Origin of the sequence: Micromonospora sp. A200 (assembly GCF_029893845.1) — a bacterium.
In the GTDB taxonomy this organism is placed as follows: domain Bacteria; phylum Actinomycetota; class Actinomycetes; order Mycobacteriales; family Micromonosporaceae; genus Micromonospora; species Micromonospora purpureochromogenes.
In genome coordinates, this window is the sequence record NZ_JARXXY010000041.1 from 1 (window position 1) to 15,220 (window position 15,220).

The 15,220-nt window shown below is 72.4% G+C and carries 13 protein-coding genes and 1 pseudogene; 6 read left to right on the forward strand and 8 right to left on the reverse strand.

All coding sequences use genetic code 11. The annotated features are described in order from the left end of the window. Window positions 1-275 (reverse strand): annotated as a pseudogene (locus M2302_RS28190) (hypothetical protein); the annotation flags it as partial. Window positions 276-1,371: 1,096 nt separating this feature from the next. Here M2302_RS28190 and M2302_RS28195 point away from each other — a divergent pair. Together M2302_RS28195 and M2302_RS28200 are read left to right on the forward strand one after the other, a co-directional pair. Further along, entirely contained in the window at window positions 1,372-1,704 is a 333-nt protein-coding gene (locus tag M2302_RS28195; protein ID WP_280840847.1) for a hypothetical protein, read from the forward strand. Further along, window positions 1,701-2,360 carry a nucleotidyl transferase AbiEii/AbiGii toxin family protein gene (locus M2302_RS28200; protein ID WP_280840848.1) on the forward strand — a complete coding sequence of 220 codons (660 nt, stop codon included), beginning with the start codon at window positions 1,701-1,703 and terminating at the stop codon, window positions 2,358-2,360. The genes M2302_RS28195 and M2302_RS28200 overlap by 4 nt, the downstream gene beginning before the upstream one ends. A 31-nt stretch (window positions 2,361-2,391) precedes the next feature. Here the strand turns inward: M2302_RS28200 and M2302_RS28205 are convergent, their stop codons facing one another. Then, window positions 2,392-3,294 (reverse strand): SDR family oxidoreductase, encoded by a 903-nt coding sequence (locus tag M2302_RS28205; protein ID WP_280840849.1) that lies wholly within the window; start codon window positions 3,292-3,294, stop codon window positions 2,392-2,394. A 229-nt stretch (window positions 3,295-3,523) separates the two neighbouring features. On the opposite strand from M2302_RS28205, the gene M2302_RS28210 reads away from it, so the two are divergent. Next, window positions 3,524-5,317: a 5'-nucleotidase C-terminal domain-containing protein gene (locus tag M2302_RS28210; RefSeq protein ID WP_280840850.1), complete on the forward strand. Its 1,794-nt coding sequence runs from the start codon at window positions 3,524-3,526 to the stop codon at window positions 5,315-5,317. An 84-nt stretch (window positions 5,318-5,401) separates the two neighbouring features. Here M2302_RS28210 and M2302_RS28215 read toward each other — a convergent pair whose 3' ends face one another. Further along, window positions 5,402-5,593 (reverse strand): hypothetical protein, encoded by a 192-nt coding sequence (locus M2302_RS28215; protein ID WP_280840851.1) that lies wholly within the window; start codon window positions 5,591-5,593, stop codon window positions 5,402-5,404. Between the two features lie 188 nt (window positions 5,594-5,781). Next, on the reverse strand, window positions 5,782-6,960 hold the full coding sequence (locus M2302_RS28220) for a geranylgeranyl reductase family protein (protein ID WP_280840852.1): 1,179 nt from the start codon (window positions 6,958-6,960) through the stop codon (window positions 5,782-5,784). 138 nt (window positions 6,961-7,098) lie between these two features. On the opposite strand from M2302_RS28220, the gene M2302_RS28225 reads away from it, so the two are divergent. Together M2302_RS28225 and M2302_RS28230 are read left to right on the forward strand one after the other, a co-directional pair. Beyond that, window positions 7,099-7,335: a hypothetical protein gene (locus M2302_RS28225; protein WP_280840853.1), complete on the forward strand. Its 237-nt coding sequence runs from the start codon at window positions 7,099-7,101 to the stop codon at window positions 7,333-7,335. A 37-nt stretch (window positions 7,336-7,372) separates the two neighbouring features. Beyond that, window positions 7,373-8,803, forward strand: a complete 1,431-nt coding sequence (locus M2302_RS28230; protein WP_280840854.1) for an MFS transporter — start codon at window positions 7,373-7,375, stop codon at window positions 8,801-8,803. A 471-nt stretch (window positions 8,804-9,274) separates the two neighbouring features. Here the strand turns inward: M2302_RS28230 and M2302_RS28235 are convergent, their stop codons facing one another. Beyond that, window positions 9,275-9,871 carry a hypothetical protein gene (locus tag M2302_RS28235; RefSeq protein ID WP_280840855.1) on the reverse strand — a complete coding sequence of 199 codons (597 nt, stop codon included), beginning with the start codon at window positions 9,869-9,871 and terminating at the stop codon, window positions 9,275-9,277. A gap of 1,051 nt (window positions 9,872-10,922) precedes the next feature. On the opposite strand from M2302_RS28235, the gene M2302_RS28240 reads away from it, so the two are divergent. Next, window positions 10,923-12,551, forward strand: a complete 1,629-nt coding sequence (locus M2302_RS28240; protein ID WP_280840856.1) for an alkaline phosphatase D family protein — start codon at window positions 10,923-10,925, stop codon at window positions 12,549-12,551. 78 nt (window positions 12,552-12,629) lie between these two features. Here M2302_RS28240 and M2302_RS28245 read toward each other — a convergent pair whose 3' ends face one another. The 3 genes from M2302_RS28245 to M2302_RS28255 all read right to left on the reverse strand — a co-directional run bounded on the left by M2302_RS28245 (window position 12,630) and on the right by M2302_RS28255 (window position 15,178). Further along, complete coding sequence (locus tag M2302_RS28245; protein ID WP_280840857.1) at window positions 12,630-13,322, reverse strand: hypothetical protein; 693 nt, start codon at window positions 13,320-13,322, stop codon at window positions 12,630-12,632. Between the two features lie 228 nt (window positions 13,323-13,550). Next, window positions 13,551-14,660, reverse strand: coding sequence for a DUF3626 domain-containing protein (locus tag M2302_RS28250; RefSeq protein WP_280840858.1), 1,110 nt, complete (start codon window positions 14,658-14,660; stop codon window positions 13,551-13,553). Window positions 14,661-14,713: 53 nt separating this feature from the next. Next, the gene (locus tag M2302_RS28255) at window positions 14,714-15,178 is read right to left on the reverse strand and encodes a VOC family protein (protein WP_280840859.1); all 465 of its coding nucleotides are present in this window, start codon (window positions 15,176-15,178) and stop codon (window positions 14,714-14,716) included. Between the last annotated feature and the right edge of the window lie 42 nt (window positions 15,179-15,220).

Here is a 15,220-nt window from a genome sequence, read left to right on the forward strand (position 1 = left end):
TCGTCCATGCCCGACTTCTTCGTCGCGGCGATGATCGCCTTCACGTTCTTGGTCTGCTCGTCGCCCAGGGTGATGTGCGACTGCTTGCCCTGCACACCGTGCGGGATCAGCTTGCCCTTGTCCACACCCGGCTTGTCCGCCTGCACCACGGCAACGGCCTTGGCGTCCACCACGGGGGTGGCGTGGGCTTCGGTGACGGGGCCGGCGAAGACGCCACCGGCGAAGGCCAGACCAGCGATACCGAGAACGCTCCTACGCAGAATGGTGGTGTTCATGGGGGAAGCTCCTTCAGGGGGTTGACGCCGCCGGTCGACCGGGGGATCGACATGACAGGCGGCGTAAGCACCACGAGCAGGCGCTCACACATACAAGGGGAAAGTCTCTGCCCGGCAGGCTTCACGAGCGGGGGCTCACGGCGCCGGGGTCCATGTGTAACGACCGGCGGCCCACCATCATTCCGGGGGCCCGCCCATCCCGGGCCGGCCATGCGTTCGGGCCGGGCCAGCGGGGTGCTGCTGCGATCGTCCAGGTGATGTAACGACCCCGGGCCCGTCATCATTCCGGGTCGGGCACCCCGGGGGCCCACGTGATCGGGCCAGGCCAACGGGGGTGCTACTGCAATCGTCCAGGTGATGTAACGGCCCCGGCCCGGCCACCATTCCACCGCCGGGGTGCCCCCGGTCACGGGACGGCCCGGACCAGCTAGCCCAGACCGGACTTCTGGCACCTCCAGTGCGCCCTGCAATCGGACATCCGGCACGCCGATGCCAACCCGGGGCCGGTCATCCAGGCACGCCGATCCGTGCCGGAACCGGACATCCCGACCACGGCCAGCGAACGGAACAGGACAGTCCCGCTTGCCGCCTTTAGTCAGCCGCCGCCCTCAGTTCGCGGCTGCCTGCGCTCCGGCAACAGGCGCCCGGCCGCCTTCCAGGGCGCACACCGTTTGCGGCGTGTCGCGCGATCCCGCGCCCCCATCCCGCGACACACCGCAAATCGCGAAGAGGCGACAGCTCGGCGACGGGCAGGGCCGGGGCGGCCCCGCGTACCCGGGCAAGGGTGGCCGGGCGGCGCGGACCGTGCGGGACGGCCGCGTCAGGAGGCGCGGGCACGGACCGGGCGGGACGAACGCGTCAGGAAGGTGCGGGCGGGGGCCTTGGCCGCGTACCCGGCGGGCACCGACCGGGCGGCCAGCCCGAGGCGGTCGAGGCCGGCCTGCGTCGGCGGGTGTGATCGGTGCCGGAAACGGGCGTGATCGGCCGCAGCGGGGGTGGTGGGAGCGAAGGCGCGGGACAGGGGGAAATGGGCGGGGAGTGGAATGCGGGCAACCGGGTCGGCTGCGCGGAGCGGAGTCGGCGTTACCCTGACACCATGCAGGCCGTCGTCAGCACCGCGCCCCACCTGGCCCGCCCGGGCCGTCCCACGGTGGTGGCGCGCACCCTGGCGGAGCTGGCCGGCCCCACCCGGGGGGTGGTGGAGCTGCCGGTGCGGTTGATGTGGAACGCCGACCGGACGTTCGACCTGGGTGACCCGGACCAGCTGCTCTGGATGTACGAGAACGTGCTGCGGGAGACCACCCGCGCCGAGGACCTGCGGCACCTGATCAACGGCCGGACGTTGCGGCGGGTGTGGCGGCGGCTGAACCTGCCCCGGGGTGTCCGGCAGGCGTGGGAGAGCCGGCACCGCGGTCTGCGGACCGCGTGAGCGGACTCCACCTGCACGAGTTCTACCGGGAGGTCGCCCGGGTGGCGCTCACGGCGGCCGGGCCGCACCGGTTCGTGCTCGGCGGCGGGGTGGCCTGGGCCGCGCACGGGCTGGTCACCCGCCCCACCGAGGACGTCGACCTGTTCGCCGACGTGGAGGGCGCGGCGGCGGCCGCCGCCGCGGAGGTGCGGGCGGCGCTGGAGCGCGCCGGGTTCGAGGTGGCCGACGCCGACCCGGACAGTGACCTGGGCGAGCTGTTCGACGGCTTTGACCGGGACATGAAGGACTTCGTGGTCACCCGCGGCCCGAGGCGGATCCGGCTGAGCCTCGCCCGGCTCGACCGGTACCGCTCCCCGGTGGTGATGGACTTCGGCCCGGTGATGGACGTCCGCGACCTGGTTGCCAACAAGACCGCCGCGCTGGTCAACCGGCGCGAGGTCCGCGACTACATCGACGTGTCATCAGCGCTGGACCACTACCCGGTGGCCGAACTGCTGGCGCTGGCCCGGCAGGTCGACCCGGCGCTGGACGACGACGACGTCCGGGAGGCGGGCCGCTACCTGGACCGGGTGCCGGATCAGCGGTTCACCCGCTACGGCCTGGACGCGGCGCGGATCGCCGAGGTCCGTCGCCGGCTGGCCGCCTGGCCCCGCTGACCGCCGGGACGGCCAGCGGGGCGCGTTGCGCTCACTTGGTGAAGCGACCGCCGGTCACGCCGAGGATCTCGCCGGTGACGTAGCTGGACTCCTGTGAGGCGAAGAAGACGTACGCGGGGGCGAGCTCCGCCGGCTGGCCGGGTCGTCCCATCGGGGTGTCGGTGCCGAACTGCTTGACCTTCTCCCGCGGCATGGTGGCCGGGATGAGCGGCGTCCAGATCGGGCCGGGGGCCACCGCATTGACCCGGATGCCCTTCTCGGCCAGCTGCGCCGCGAGCCCCTTGGTGAAGTTGGCGATCCCCGCCTTGGTGGTGGCGTAGTCGAGCAACTGCGGTGACGGGTCGAAGGCCTGGATCGACGCGGTGTTGATGATCGTGGCGCCGTCGTTCATGTGCGGGATCGCCTCCTGGCACAGCCAGAACATGGCGTACAGGTTGGTCTTCAGGACCCGGTCGAACTGGGCGGTGCTGATGCCGGCGATGCCGTCGTCCTGGGACATCTGGTAGGCGGCGTTGTTCACCAGGATGTCGATGCCGCCCAGATCGGCCAGGGTCCGCTTGACCAGCTCCCGGCAGTGGCCCTCGTCGGTGAGGTCGGTGCGCACCGCCACGCCCCGGCGGCCGGCCTCCTCGACCAGCCGCACCGTCTCCCGGGCGTCGGCGTCCTCCTCCTCGCTCAGGTAGGAGATGACCACGTCGGCGCCCTCCCGGGCGAAGGCGATCGCCACCGCACGGCCGATCCCGGAGTCGCCGCCGGTGATCACGGCCCGCTTGCCGGTCAGCCGGTCGCTGCCCCGGTACGACTCCTCGCCGTGGTCGGGCTTCGGGCCCATCTCGCCGGTCGACCCGGGCGCGGACTGCTGCTGGGCGGGCTGGCCCTGCTGCTGACCGTACTGCTCGGTGGGGTCCTGCTGGGTGTACTGGTCCTCGCTCACCGGTGCTCCTCGGGGTCGTTCGTCCGGCCTTCTGCTCGTCTGCCCTACCCGGCGAGCCGGGCCGGAAACGACGGCGACCGCCGCCCGGATGACCTCGGTGTTACGCGAGGGTGGCCGGCGGCGCTGGTGGGGTGGAACAGCTCGAGCCGCGGTGGCGGGAGTGACAGCGGCTCGTTATGGTGCGCAACGGCGCCCACGAGGCGCCTCTCCCCCATTGGAAGGGCACCGCATGACCTCCTCCTCCGGCGCCTCGCGGCGCCAGGTGCTGGCCGTGGCCGCCGCCGCGGCGACCACCCCCCTGATCGCCGGCGCCCCCGCCCGGGCCGCCGAAGCGACGGGACCGAAGACCTGGGACCTGACCGTGCTCGGCACGTCGGACACGCACGGCAACGTCTACAACTGGGATTACTACAAGGACGCCGAGTACGACGACAGCAGGCACAACGACGTCGGCGTCGCCAAGCTGGCCACCCTGGTCAACCAGATCCGTGCCGAGCGCAAGGGCAAGCCGACCCTGGTCCTCGACGCCGGCGACACCATCCAGGGCACGCCGCTGGCCACCTACTACGCCAAGCAGGAGCCGATCACCACCAGCGGTGAGACGCACCCGATGGCGAACGCCATGAACATCCTGAAGTACGACGCCGTGACGCTGGGCAACCACGAGTTCAACTACGGCCTGCCGCTGCTGGCCACCTGGATCTCGCAGCTGGGCTTCCCGGCGCTCGCCGCCAACGCGGTCAACGCGGCCACCGGCAAGCCGGCCTACCTGCCGTACGTGATCAAGAAGGTCCGCCTCGGCGGCTGGGACGCCCCGACCATCAACGTCGGCATCCTCGGCCTCACCAACCCCGGCGTGGCCATCTGGGACAAGGGCAACGTCGAGGGCAAGCTGGTCTTCCCGGGCATGGTCGAGACCGCCGCGAAGTGGGTGCCGATCATGCGCGAGCGCGGCGCCGACCTGGTCCTCATCTCGGCGCACGGCGGCGACAGCGGCACCTCCAGCTACGGCCCGGAGCTGCCGAACGAGAACCCCGTCACGCTGATCGCCCAGCAGGTCCCCGGCATCGACGCGATCCTCTTCGGCCACGCCCACGCCGAGGTGGTGGAGAAGTTCGTCACCAACACGGCCACCGGCGCCCAGGTGCTCACCGCCGAGCCGTCGAAGTGGGGCCAGCGGCTGACCCGGATGGACTTCACCGTCCAGAAAGTGCGCGGCACCTGGAAGGTCGTCACCAAGCGCGCCACCATGCTCAACACCAACACCGTGGTCGAGGACCCGGCGGTGCTCGCGGCCGTGCGCGGCCAGCACGGCAAGACCGTCGACTACGTCAACACGGTCGTCGCCCAGTCCTCCGAGGACCTGTCGGCCGCCGAGTCGCGGTACAAGGACACCCCGATCCTGGACTTCATCAACCACGTCCAGACCGAGGTCGTCACCGCGGCGCTGGCCGGCACGTCGTACGCGTCGCTGCCGGTGCTGTCGATCGCCGCCCCGTTCAGCCGCACCGCGGTCTTCCCGCAGGGCGACGTGCGGATCCGCGACGTGGCCGGCCTCTACGTCTTCGACAACACCCTCGAGGCCGTGGTGCTCACCGGCGCCGAGGTGAAGGCGTACCTGGAGTTCTCGGCGAAGTACTTCGTCACCCTGCCGGTGGGCGCGGCCGTCGACCCGGCCACCATCAGCGACCCGGCCGTGCCGGACTACAACTACGACGTGATCTCGGGCGTCGACTACGACATCGACATCAGCAAGCCGGTCGGCCAGCGGATCACCCGCCTGGTGCTGGCGGGCACCGACACCCCGGTCGCCGACACCGCGCAGTTCGTCATCGCGGTGAACAACTACCGGCGCAGCGGCGGCGGCAACTTCCCCGGCATCGTCAAGACCCAGGTCTACAACGAGCAGCAGGAGATCCGCCAGCTGCTGATCGACTGGGCGCAGGCGAAGGGCACCATCGACCCGGTCGACTTCTACGTCCCGAACTGGAAGCTGGTGCGCGAGGGCGTGCCGGTCTTCTGAGCCGTACCACCGACACACGTCGACGGGCCGCGGGGATCGACCCCCGCGGCCCGTCCGCGTCCGGCGCCGCCCCGCCGGTCGCGGTCAGCCGCCCGGCCCGAGCCGGAGGTGCCACTCGTCGTCGTTGGTCGACTCGGGTCGGTCGCGGCGCGGATCGGTCTCGGTGAGCTCCACCCGCTCCTCTGGGCGGACCGCAGGCGGCAGCTCACCGAAGCGCACATGGCGGAGGAAGGCGTACTCCTCGTCGTCGAACGAGGTGGGCTCCGGGTCGCTCATGCCCGCATTGTGCCGCCGCCGGTCCAGCACCGCCGTCCCATCAACGACGCCCGCGCGGGTAAGCGCGCCGCCACCGGCGCCGGCGACGAGGTGGGGACACCTGCGCGCGGTACGGATGACCGCTCAGGGGATGCCCGAACAGATGAAGGTCCAGGGCTCAGCGGTGGTCGTGCCCTGACCGGAGGGTGTCAGCCGGACCGGGTGGTCATCGGCTGGGCAGGGGCCGACGGCGTGCGCTGCCGTACCGGCGGGAGGCGGTCCAGCAGCGCCAGACCGGCCCGGACGGGAGCCCGGGTCAGCGTCTCGTCGAAGCTCGCCCGGCCCTGGCAGAACCGGACGAACATCCCCCAGCCGGCCGGCGTCGCCAGCAGGGCGTGGAAGACGTCGGGCCGGCGTTCGAACACCTCCAGCAGCCGGTGCCCGGCCCGCATCGACGGGACCAGCTGCTCGGTCACGTCCCGCTCGTAGCCGGCCAGATCACCGGCGGCGACCGCCGCGCCGGCCAGCGCCCCGGAGCGCAGCGCGTAACTGATCCCCTCCCGGCTCCACGGCTCCAGCAGGCCGGCCGCGTCCCCGGCGACCAGCACCCGGCCGTGCCGCAGCGGCGACCCCTCCGCCCGGCAGCGGGTCAGGTGCCCGGAGTCGTGCTCGGCCGCCACCCCGGACAGCCCGAGCCGATCCACGAAGCGGCGCAGGTACTCGCGGGTCCGCTCCCCCTCGCCGCGGGCGGCGATCACCCCCACCGTCAGGCTCGACCCCTTGGGGAACACCCAGGCGTACGAGCCGGGCACCGCTCCCCAGTCCAGCAGCAGCCGGCCGCGCCAGCGCCGCTGCTCGGCCGCTGGCACCGGCAGCTCCCGCTCCAGGCCCAGGTCCACCTGGCGGAAACGGACACCCACGTGCCGGGAGCTGACCCCTGAGGAACCGTCCGCCCCGACCACCGTCCGGGCGTGCACGGTCTGACCGTCGGCCAGCCGTACCCGTACCCCGTCGGGGTCCTGGTCGATGCCGCGCACCGCGACGCCCTCGCGCAGCTCGGCCCCGGCGGCGACCGCGGCCGCGCGCAGCCGGTCGTCGAACTCGTCCCGGCGGACCATGGCCACCAGGGGGGTGCGGTGCCGGCGGGTGAAGGCGCGTCGCCCGTCCCGGGTGAAGGTCACCCGGTCGACCCGGTCGTGCGCGGGCACCTCGATGCGGCCGGCGACCGCCGTCAGCGAGGTGCCGATCAGGCCGCCGCCACACGTCTTGTACCGGGGGTGGACGGCCCGGTCCAGCACCAGCGTGCGCACCCCCGCGCCGGCCGCGGCGTGGGCGGTGGAGAGCCCGGCGGGGCCGGCGCCGACGACGACGAGATCCCAGGTGATCACGGGCTCCACCCTAGGACACCCCGGCGCGGCCGGCCGCTCACGACCGACCGATCGGGTGGGCATTGTCGGTCACCCGGCGGGTAAGCCGCGGTACCCAGACCGCCCGTGCGACGGGCGGGTCACGGCAAGGAGGTCACCATGCAGCAGGTACGTCTGTCGGAGGCCGAGGTACGGGTGTACGACGCGGTCGCCACGCTGGAGGCGCGCGGCCAGGTGCCGTACCCCGACTCGATCGCCCAGGAGGCGGGGATGGCGGAGGAGGAGGTGCACGCGCCGTTGCACCTGCTCACCGAGAAGGCCCTGCTGCACCGGGAGGACTCCCCGATGGCCGGGCTGGACTTCGGTCCGCGGTGGTGTGCCCGCCAGATGGCGTGACCGGTTTGCCCGTCGGGGCGCCGGGTAGCGGTCGGTCATGGATGATCGACGGGCCGCCGTGACGGACGCGGGTGACCGACGCCGCTGGCAGGCCCTCGGCGTCGGGCTGGTCGCGGCGTTCATGACGCTGCTGGACGTCAGCATCGTCAACGTGGCCGTCCCGTCGATGGACCGGGCGCTGGACGCGAGCCCGAGCGACCTGCAGTGGGTGCTTTCCGGGTACGCGCTGACGTTCGGACTGATCCTGGTGCCCGCCGGTCGGTTCGGCGACGCCCGCGGGCGACGCACCGCCTTCGTGGTGGGCGTCGCCCTCTTCACGCTCACCAGCGCCCTCGCCGGCCTGGCCACCTCGCCCGCGTGGCTGGTCACCACCCGGCTGCTCCAGGGCGCCGCGGCCGGGGTGGTCAACCCCCAGGTGACCGGCCTGATCCAGCAGCTGTTCCCGGGCACCGAACGAGGTCGGGCCTTCGGTCTGCTCGGCGCGACCATCGGCATCTCCACCGCGGTCGGCCCGCTGCTCGGCGGGCTGCTCATCCAGCTCGGCGGCGAGGAACACGGCTGGCGTTGGGTGTTCTTCGTCAACGTGCCGGTGGGCATCCTCGCGGTGGTGCTCGGCTGGCGGCTGCTGCCCGCCCGACCGGCCGGGCAGCCCGACCGGCACCGACTGGACCCGGTCGGTGTCCTGCTGCTCGGCATCGGCGTGGTGCTCCTGCTGCTGCCGCTGGTGCAACGCGAGCAATGGCAGAGCCCGTGGAAGTGGGCGCTCGTCCCGGCCGGCCTGGCGGTCCTGGTCGGCTTCGGCCTCTGGGAGCGCCGGTACGCCCGCCACCAGACACCCCTGTTCGACCTGCGGCTGTTCCGGCTGCGCTCGTACACCCTCGGCGCGTTGATCGCACTGGTCTACTTCGGCGGGTTCACCGCCATCTTCTTCATCTTCACGCTCTACCTCCAGAACGGCCTCGGCTACAGCGCGCTGATCGCCGGCCTGGCGATCACGCCGTTCGCCCTCGGCTCCGCACTCGCCTCGACGCTCGGCGGCCGGATCGTCAACCGCTTCGGCCGCCCACTGGTCGGCATCGGGCTGGTCGTCGTGGTGATCGGCCTCGGCACGGTGGTGCTCGTGCTGCGCGGCTCGCCGCAGCACTCCGTACCGCTGCTGACCGCGGTGCCGCTGCTGGTGGCCGGGCTGGGCAGCGGGCTGGTCATCACGCCGAACCAGACCCTCACCCTCTCCCAGGTGCCGGTGCCGCAGGCGGGCAGCGCGGCCGGGATGCTCCAGACCGGCCAGCGGCTCGGCTCGGCGGCCGGGATCGCGGCGGTCGGGGCGATGTTCTTCTCCTCGCTCGCGAGCACGGGTGGGGACTGGGCCGCGGCGTTCCGGCATTCGTTGTTGCTGGCGGCGGGGGTGGTCGTGCTGGCGCTGGTGGCGGCGGGGGTGGACATCTGGGTGGGGCATCGGCGGAGGTGATCCGCTCCGCCGGGTGGTCGGTGGTCTTCGCTCCGCCGGCTGGTCGGTGGGTTTCGTTCGGCCGGCTGGTCGGTGGTGGGGTGTGGCCCGCCGTGCCCGGCTCCGGGCGGTCAGGCTTGATCCCTGCGCCGGACACGGCGGGCCACACCCCCGTCGCGGGCGACCGCCGCGCGGCCCTCGCCGCCGCCGATCCCCCGCCAGCGTCTGCCGCCGCCCTCGGGTGTCGGCGCGGCGTGGAGTCGTCCACCCGCCGTCACGCCTCGATCGACCGTCGCCTGATCCACTCCGATTGCGGCGTGTCGCCCTATCGCCGGGCTCGGACACCGCGACACGCCACAAACGGAGACGATCACGGGCGCCCACCGCTCCGTGCCGCAGCCCTCCCGCCCCCGCCGCTGACGCGTGACTGGATATGCCGCTGGCCGGCACCCCGCTCGGGGGTACCGGCCAGCGTGATCGTTCAGGGGTGGGTCAGTTGTTCCAGTGCTTGGCGACGAGGTCGGCGGCCTGCTTCTCCCACTGGGCGTAGTGGTCCGGGTAGGCCGACACCTGCACGGTCTGCGCGGCCTCGGTCAGCGGCATGTCCTGCCAACCGTCGACCTGCTTCAGACCCTTGAGGAACGCCATCGTCGAGTACTCCGGGTCGGTGATCTGCTCAACCGTGCCCCAACCCGAGGACGGACGCTGCTGGAACAGGCCCTGCGAGTCGTGATCGTTGCGGTCACCCAGGTGACCCAGGTTCTCCAGCTTCGACTCCTGCAGGGCGGTCGCGATCGAGACCACGGCGGCCCGCTCGTCCATACCCGACTTCTTCGTCGCCGCGATGATCGCCTTCACGTTCTTCGTCTGCTCGTCGCCCAGGTCGATGCGGGACTGCTTGCCCTGCACACCGTGCGGGATCAGCTTGCCCTTGTCCACACCCGGCTTGTCGGCCTGCACCACGGCAACCGCCTTGGCGTCCACCGCCGGGGCGGCGTGGGCTTCGGTGACCGGGCCGGCGAAGACGCCACCGGCGAAAGCCAGACCAGCAATACCCAGAACGCTCTTCCGCAGAATGGTCGTGTTCATCAGAGTGGCTCCATTCGGGGGTTGGCGACGTGTCCAAGGGGGGTCGGACACGCGCAAGCACCACGACGGCGCTCAAAGATCAAAGGGGAAAGTCTTCGCCCGGCAGGCTTCGCGAGCGGGGGGCTCACGGCGCCGGGTCCATGTGTAACGACCGGCGGCCCACCATCATTCCGGGGCCCGGCATCCCGGGCGGCCGCATGTATCGGGCCAGGCCAGCGGGGGTGCTGCTGCGATCGTCCAGGTGATGTAACGACCCCGGGCCCGTCGTCATTCCGGTGCCCGGCACCCCGGGCGGCCCACGTGATCGGGCCAGGCCAACGGGGGGTGCTACTGCGATCGTCCAGGTGATGTAACGACCCCGGGCCGGCCACCATTCCACCGCCAGAGTGCCCCGAGCACCCGACTCCCAGAGCAATCCGCCCAAAACCGGATGCCAAGCCTCCTGAATATCGGACGCGAGAGGCGGCGAGGACCGGCCACCGTATCGACCTGGGCATGGCGCGACGCGGACATTTGGCACAGGCCCCTGCGGTCGGCCGGGATTCACCGCAGCGCTGAACGAGGCGCGCTCTGCGATCCGGACAGACCGGCCAAGCATGAACGCCCGGCCCGGACCGCAGCCAGCGGACCGCCCGGAATTGCCAAGCCTTAACACTCGGGCTACGCCGCCCCCAGCGGACCGCCCAAGCCCAGGCGTCGCGACCACCGGAAATCGGGGCGGAGGGCGCATGCATCCCGACCGCCTATGTCCGGGCGGCCGCACCCCCTCCCAACGACGAGCGGAACACCATGGCCTGCCTCCAGAGGCGGGAGACAACCGCGACGTTCCACGGGTCGGCGGCGGGAGGGTGGTGGCCGGCGGTGAACACCACCACGCAGCGGATTTGTCGGTGCCGGCGGGCAAGCGGACGGGACTCGGCCAATTGGTCCACAAGGGACGCTGTTAACAAAGTGATCGTCGGACGGGAAAGCGAAACACAATGGAAAGACTGGCGAACAGTCGCCCCAGGGGGCAGCGGGAACGCGGCGGGTACCGGTAAACACATAGACCATGACCAACACCCTCGACCGCCGCACCCTCCTGCGTATGGCCGGCGCATCCGCCGGCACCGCTGTCCTCGCCGGCGCCACCCTTGCCGGCGCCGGTGCCGCCCACGCCGCCGGTGACGTCTTCCTGCACGGCGTCGCCTCGGGCGATCCGCTGCCGGACGGCATCCTGCTCTGGACCCGGATCACCCCGACCCTCGACGCGACGCCCGGCTCCGGCGTGGGCCCCGATGTGGAGGTGACCTGGCAGGTCGCCACCGACCCCGACTTCGTCACGGTGACCGCACAGGGCCAGCTGACGACCGGCACCACCCGCGACCACACGGTGAAGGTGGCGGTCTCCGGTCTGGCGCCGGCGACGACGTACTGGTACCGGTTCGGGTACGCGGGCGGATGGTCGCCGACGGGCCGGACGATGACCGCCCCGCCCACCGATGCTGCCATCGACCGGTTGCGGATGGGCGTGGTGTCCTGCTCGAACTGGGAGGCCGGCTACTTCGCGGCGTACCGGCGGCTGGCCGACCGGGGCGACCTGAACCTGGTGGTGCACCTCGGCGACTACCTGTACGAGTACGGCACCGGCCAGTTCGACGCGGGGGGCACGGTGGTGCGCAAGGTGGAGCCGGCGCACGAGGCGCTGACCCTGGCGGACTACCGGATCCGGCACGGGCTCTACAAGTCCGACCCGGACCTGGTGGCGCTGCACGCCGCGCTGCCCTGGGTGATCACCTGGGACGACCACGAGGTGGCCAACGACGCCTGGTCGGGCGGGGCGGAGAACCACACCCCGTCCACGGAGGGCGCCTGGGCGGACCGGGTGGCCGCCGCGCGGCGGGCGTACCAGGAGTGGATGCCGGTGCGGATGGGCGAGGACGGCGCGATCTACCGGCGGTTCCGGTACGGGCAGCTCGCCGAGCTGTCCATGCTGGACCTGCGGACGTACCGCTCGCAGCAGGCCTCGGGCACGGCGGTGGACGATCCGCGTCGCACCGTCACCGGCGACGCCCAGATGACCTGGCTCAAGGCCGGCCTGGCCGCGTCGACGGCCCGCTGGAAGCTGGTCGGCAACCCGGTGATGATGGCGCGGGTCGACGTCGGCTCACTGCCGGCGTGGCTGCTCGGGCCGCTCGGCACGCTGCTCGGCATCCCGCAGAACGGCGCGGTGCTCAACGCCGACCAGTGGGACGGCTACAACGCCGACCGCAACGAGCTGGTCGACCACCTGCGGGCGACCGGGACCCGCGACGTCGTCTTCCTCACCGGTGACATCCACACGTCGTGGGCGAACGAGGTGACCACGAAGTCGACGGGGTTGTCCAACCCGGCCGCCGCGGAGTTCGTGGTGCCGTCGGTGACCAGCGACAACGTCAACGACTTCCTCAAGCTGCCGGCCGGCAATCCGCTGAGCGCCCTCGGCGCCGGGTTGATCCGGTCGACGAATCCGCACGTCAGGTGGACGGAGTTGGACGGGCACGGGTACGGCGTGCTGGAGGTGACGCCGCAGCACTGCCGGATGGACTGGTACCACCTGGCCGACCGGACCCGGGCCGGCAGCGCGAGCCGGTGGGTGGCCGGGTTCTCGGTGGGCGCGGGGTCGGCGAAGCTGCGCCGGGAGACCGCCCCGACGCTCTGAGCCGGGGGTACGCCCGCGAACGACGACCGGCCGGCCCCCGTGACGGGGACCGGCCGGTCGTGCTGCTCGTTCAGGAGGTCACCAGAGCTGCTGGACGATGTCCGCAGCCTGCTCCTCCCACTGCGCGTACGCGTACGGGAAGGCCGAGATCTGGACGGTCTGCGCCGCGGTGGTCAGCGGCAGGTCCTCCCAGCCGTGCACGTTCTTCAGTGCCTCGAAGAACGCCCGCGACGAGTACTCGGGGTCGGTGATCTCCTCCGGCGTGCCCCAACCCGACGACGGGCGCTGCTGGAACAGCCCCTGCGAGTCGTGGTCGTTGTACGCGCCGAGGTGCCCCAGGTTGTAGAGCTTCGACTCCTGCAGCGAGGTGGCGATGCCGATCACCGCGCCGCGCTCCCCCACGCCGGTCTTCTTGGCCGTCTTGACGATGGCCTTGGCGTTGGCGAGCTGCGCGTCGTCCAGCGGGATGCGGGACTGCGCGCCCTCCACGCCGTGCGGGATGAGCTTGTCCTTGCCCGGCTTGCCGGTCGGGACCTTGCCGGTCGCGCTGCCGGTGGTCAGGCCCGACTCGACCGTGGCGCCCTGCCGGCTCTTGCCGGTGGCGAGGTCGATGGCGGCCACGGCCCCGGCGTGCGGTCCGCTGGTGACGGGGGCGGCCACAGCGGCGGGTCCGAACGCCAGGCCGCCGAGACAGGCGACGCCGGCGACCTTCAGTGCGGTGATGCGGTTCTTCGCGATGGCGGGGAGCCATCGAGTGAAGTCGGCCCTCACGATGGTTGCCCTTTCGTCGTGTCGACGCGCTCGCTCAGTGAGCGCCCCTCGGGGGAACTGCCTGGCCCGCCGGGGTTTGCCTACCGGCGGTTCTGGGGACACAACCAGGTTCACCTGTCGGGCATTCCGGAAATGCCAGGGGCCACGGGGGCTGCGGCGCGGGTCACCCCGAGGATCGGACGGCCGGGGCCGAACCGGACGCCGGCCGCGAGCGTGCCGAACCGGACGTCAGGCGCGGGGCGCGCCGAACCGGACGAGGACGTGCCACAGCTGCTTGAGGTGCTGGAGGGTGTCGGCGATCAATCCCCGGTCCGCCCAGCGCTGCGGCTCGCGGACCACCGAGGCCGCCGCCCGGCCGATCAGCGCGGCGTCGACCGGCGCTCCCGGCGTACCGAACTCGGCGTGCACCCGGGCGGCCAGCACCGGGATGGCCGGTCCCCGGAAGTCCGGGTCGACGTCCTCGACGGGCAGCGCGAAGCCGGGGTGGAAGAGCAGCTCGATGCCGCACCGGTGGGCGATCCGGGCCAGTACGCGCCCGGTGTCCGTGTCCTGGAACGAGGGGTCGACGACGATGGTCTCGACATCCCGGGCCAGTTCGACGCCGCCGTGGACCTGCGCCTCGACGTAGTCGTCCAGGGCGCGGCCGGCTGACCCGGGCGCCCACGCCTGCCGCTCCCGCCGGCGCAGCAGCGTCGCGACGAGGCGCGCGGTGTCCATCCCGGCGACGCCCAGGCTGACACCAGTGCCGGCGGTCACCTCCAGCAGGGCGGCCAGCACCGGCTCGGCGACGTCGACCGTGCCGAAGTCCTTCGGCCCCAGGTGGCTGTCGCCGAAGCAGAGCGTGGTCCGGGCCAGCACCTCGGGACGCAGCCGCAGATGGCAGGAGCCGAAGCGGGGGCAGGCGCCGTCGGGGTGGTCGAGCAGGTTCAACCCGCCGTAGACCGGTCGCTCGGCGGGCCCTACGCCGGGGGTCTGGTACGCACCGCCGAACATCGCCTCCTCCCAGCGGTCCCGGTCCCCGCCCGGGTACGCGGTGAGCCCGCCGTTGGAGATGCCGGTGACGAACTGGCTGCGATAGCTTCCCTCCTCGGCGAGCACCTCGGCCACGGTGCGACCGTCGGCGATCAGCCGGTCAGGGTGGAAGTTGACCGTCAGCCCTCCGCCGGCGGTGATCGCGGCGATCAACTGCTCGGGGTGGTGGCCGGCGCCGGACCCGGCGAGGTGCCGGGCGATGGTGGCCAGCGCGGTCGAGCGGTCCCGCAGCGCGACGGTGCGCACGTGGCGCAGCGCGGCGGACTGCGCCGGGGTGAGGACGACGGGGCGGGTGGCGGCCGGCATGGGCAGCAGTATCGGCGGCGGCCCGCGGCCAGTCGACCGGTTTCCGGCCGGCGTCAGCGCTCGCGATCGGTGCCGAAGCCGTCGAGGGTGGCGCGGTCGTCGAGGTCCCGCAGCTCCTCGAAGAGGGTGAGCTGCAACCCGGCCGGCGCGTCGAGGCGTGAGTTGAGCGAGTGCCAGGGCGTCACGGTGGGCGGGGCGATCTCGGTCGCGCCGGCGGCCACCAGCCGGGCGGTGGCGGCCGGCGCGTCGTCCACCTCGAAGGCCACCCGGATCTTCGGGGCCACCTGCCGGCCCACCTCGACCTCGTCGATCATGCGCTTCTGGGCCGGGTTGGCGATCTCGAGGGTGGCCCGGCCGGCGTCGAGGATCACCACGCGGGCGTCGCCGGCACCGGAGAACGCGGCCTGCTCCGGCAGGCCCAGGGCGTCGCGGAAGAAGGCGACCGCGGCGTCGTAGTCCTCGGCCTCCACCACCAGGCGCAGCTGTCGTACGGTCGGCGGTCGGTCGTCGGTGCTCACCCGGTCGATCCTAGAACCGCGGCTGTCCGGTCGTCGTCAGGG

What these genes read in the sequence shown, in the direction of transcription:
- M2302_RS28250 (WP_280840858.1), bottom strand. Translation starts at nt 14,660, where the DNA reads ATGCCGGCCGCCACCCGCCCCGTCGTCCTCACCCCGGCGCAGTCCGCC.
- M2302_RS28210 (WP_280840850.1), top strand. Translation starts at nt 3,524, where the DNA reads ATGACCTCCTCCTCCGGCGCCTCGCGGCGCCAGGTGCTGGCCGTGGCC.
- M2302_RS28225 (WP_280840853.1), top strand. Translation starts at nt 7,099, where the DNA reads ATGCAGCAGGTACGTCTGTCGGAGGCCGAGGTACGGGTGTACGACGCG.
- M2302_RS28240 (WP_280840856.1), top strand. Translation starts at nt 10,923, where the DNA reads ATGACCAACACCCTCGACCGCCGCACCCTCCTGCGTATGGCCGGCGCA.
- M2302_RS28195 (WP_280840847.1), top strand. Translation starts at nt 1,372, where the DNA reads ATGCAGGCCGTCGTCAGCACCGCGCCCCACCTGGCCCGCCCGGGCCGT.
- M2302_RS28230 (WP_280840854.1), top strand. Translation starts at nt 7,373, where the DNA reads ATGGATGATCGACGGGCCGCCGTGACGGACGCGGGTGACCGACGCCGC.
- M2302_RS28215 (WP_280840851.1), bottom strand. Translation starts at nt 5,593, where the DNA reads ATGAGCGACCCGGAGCCCACCTCGTTCGACGACGAGGAGTACGCCTTC.
- M2302_RS28235 (WP_280840855.1), bottom strand. Translation starts at nt 9,871, where the DNA reads ATGAACACGACCATTCTGCGGAAGAGCGTTCTGGGTATTGCTGGTCTG.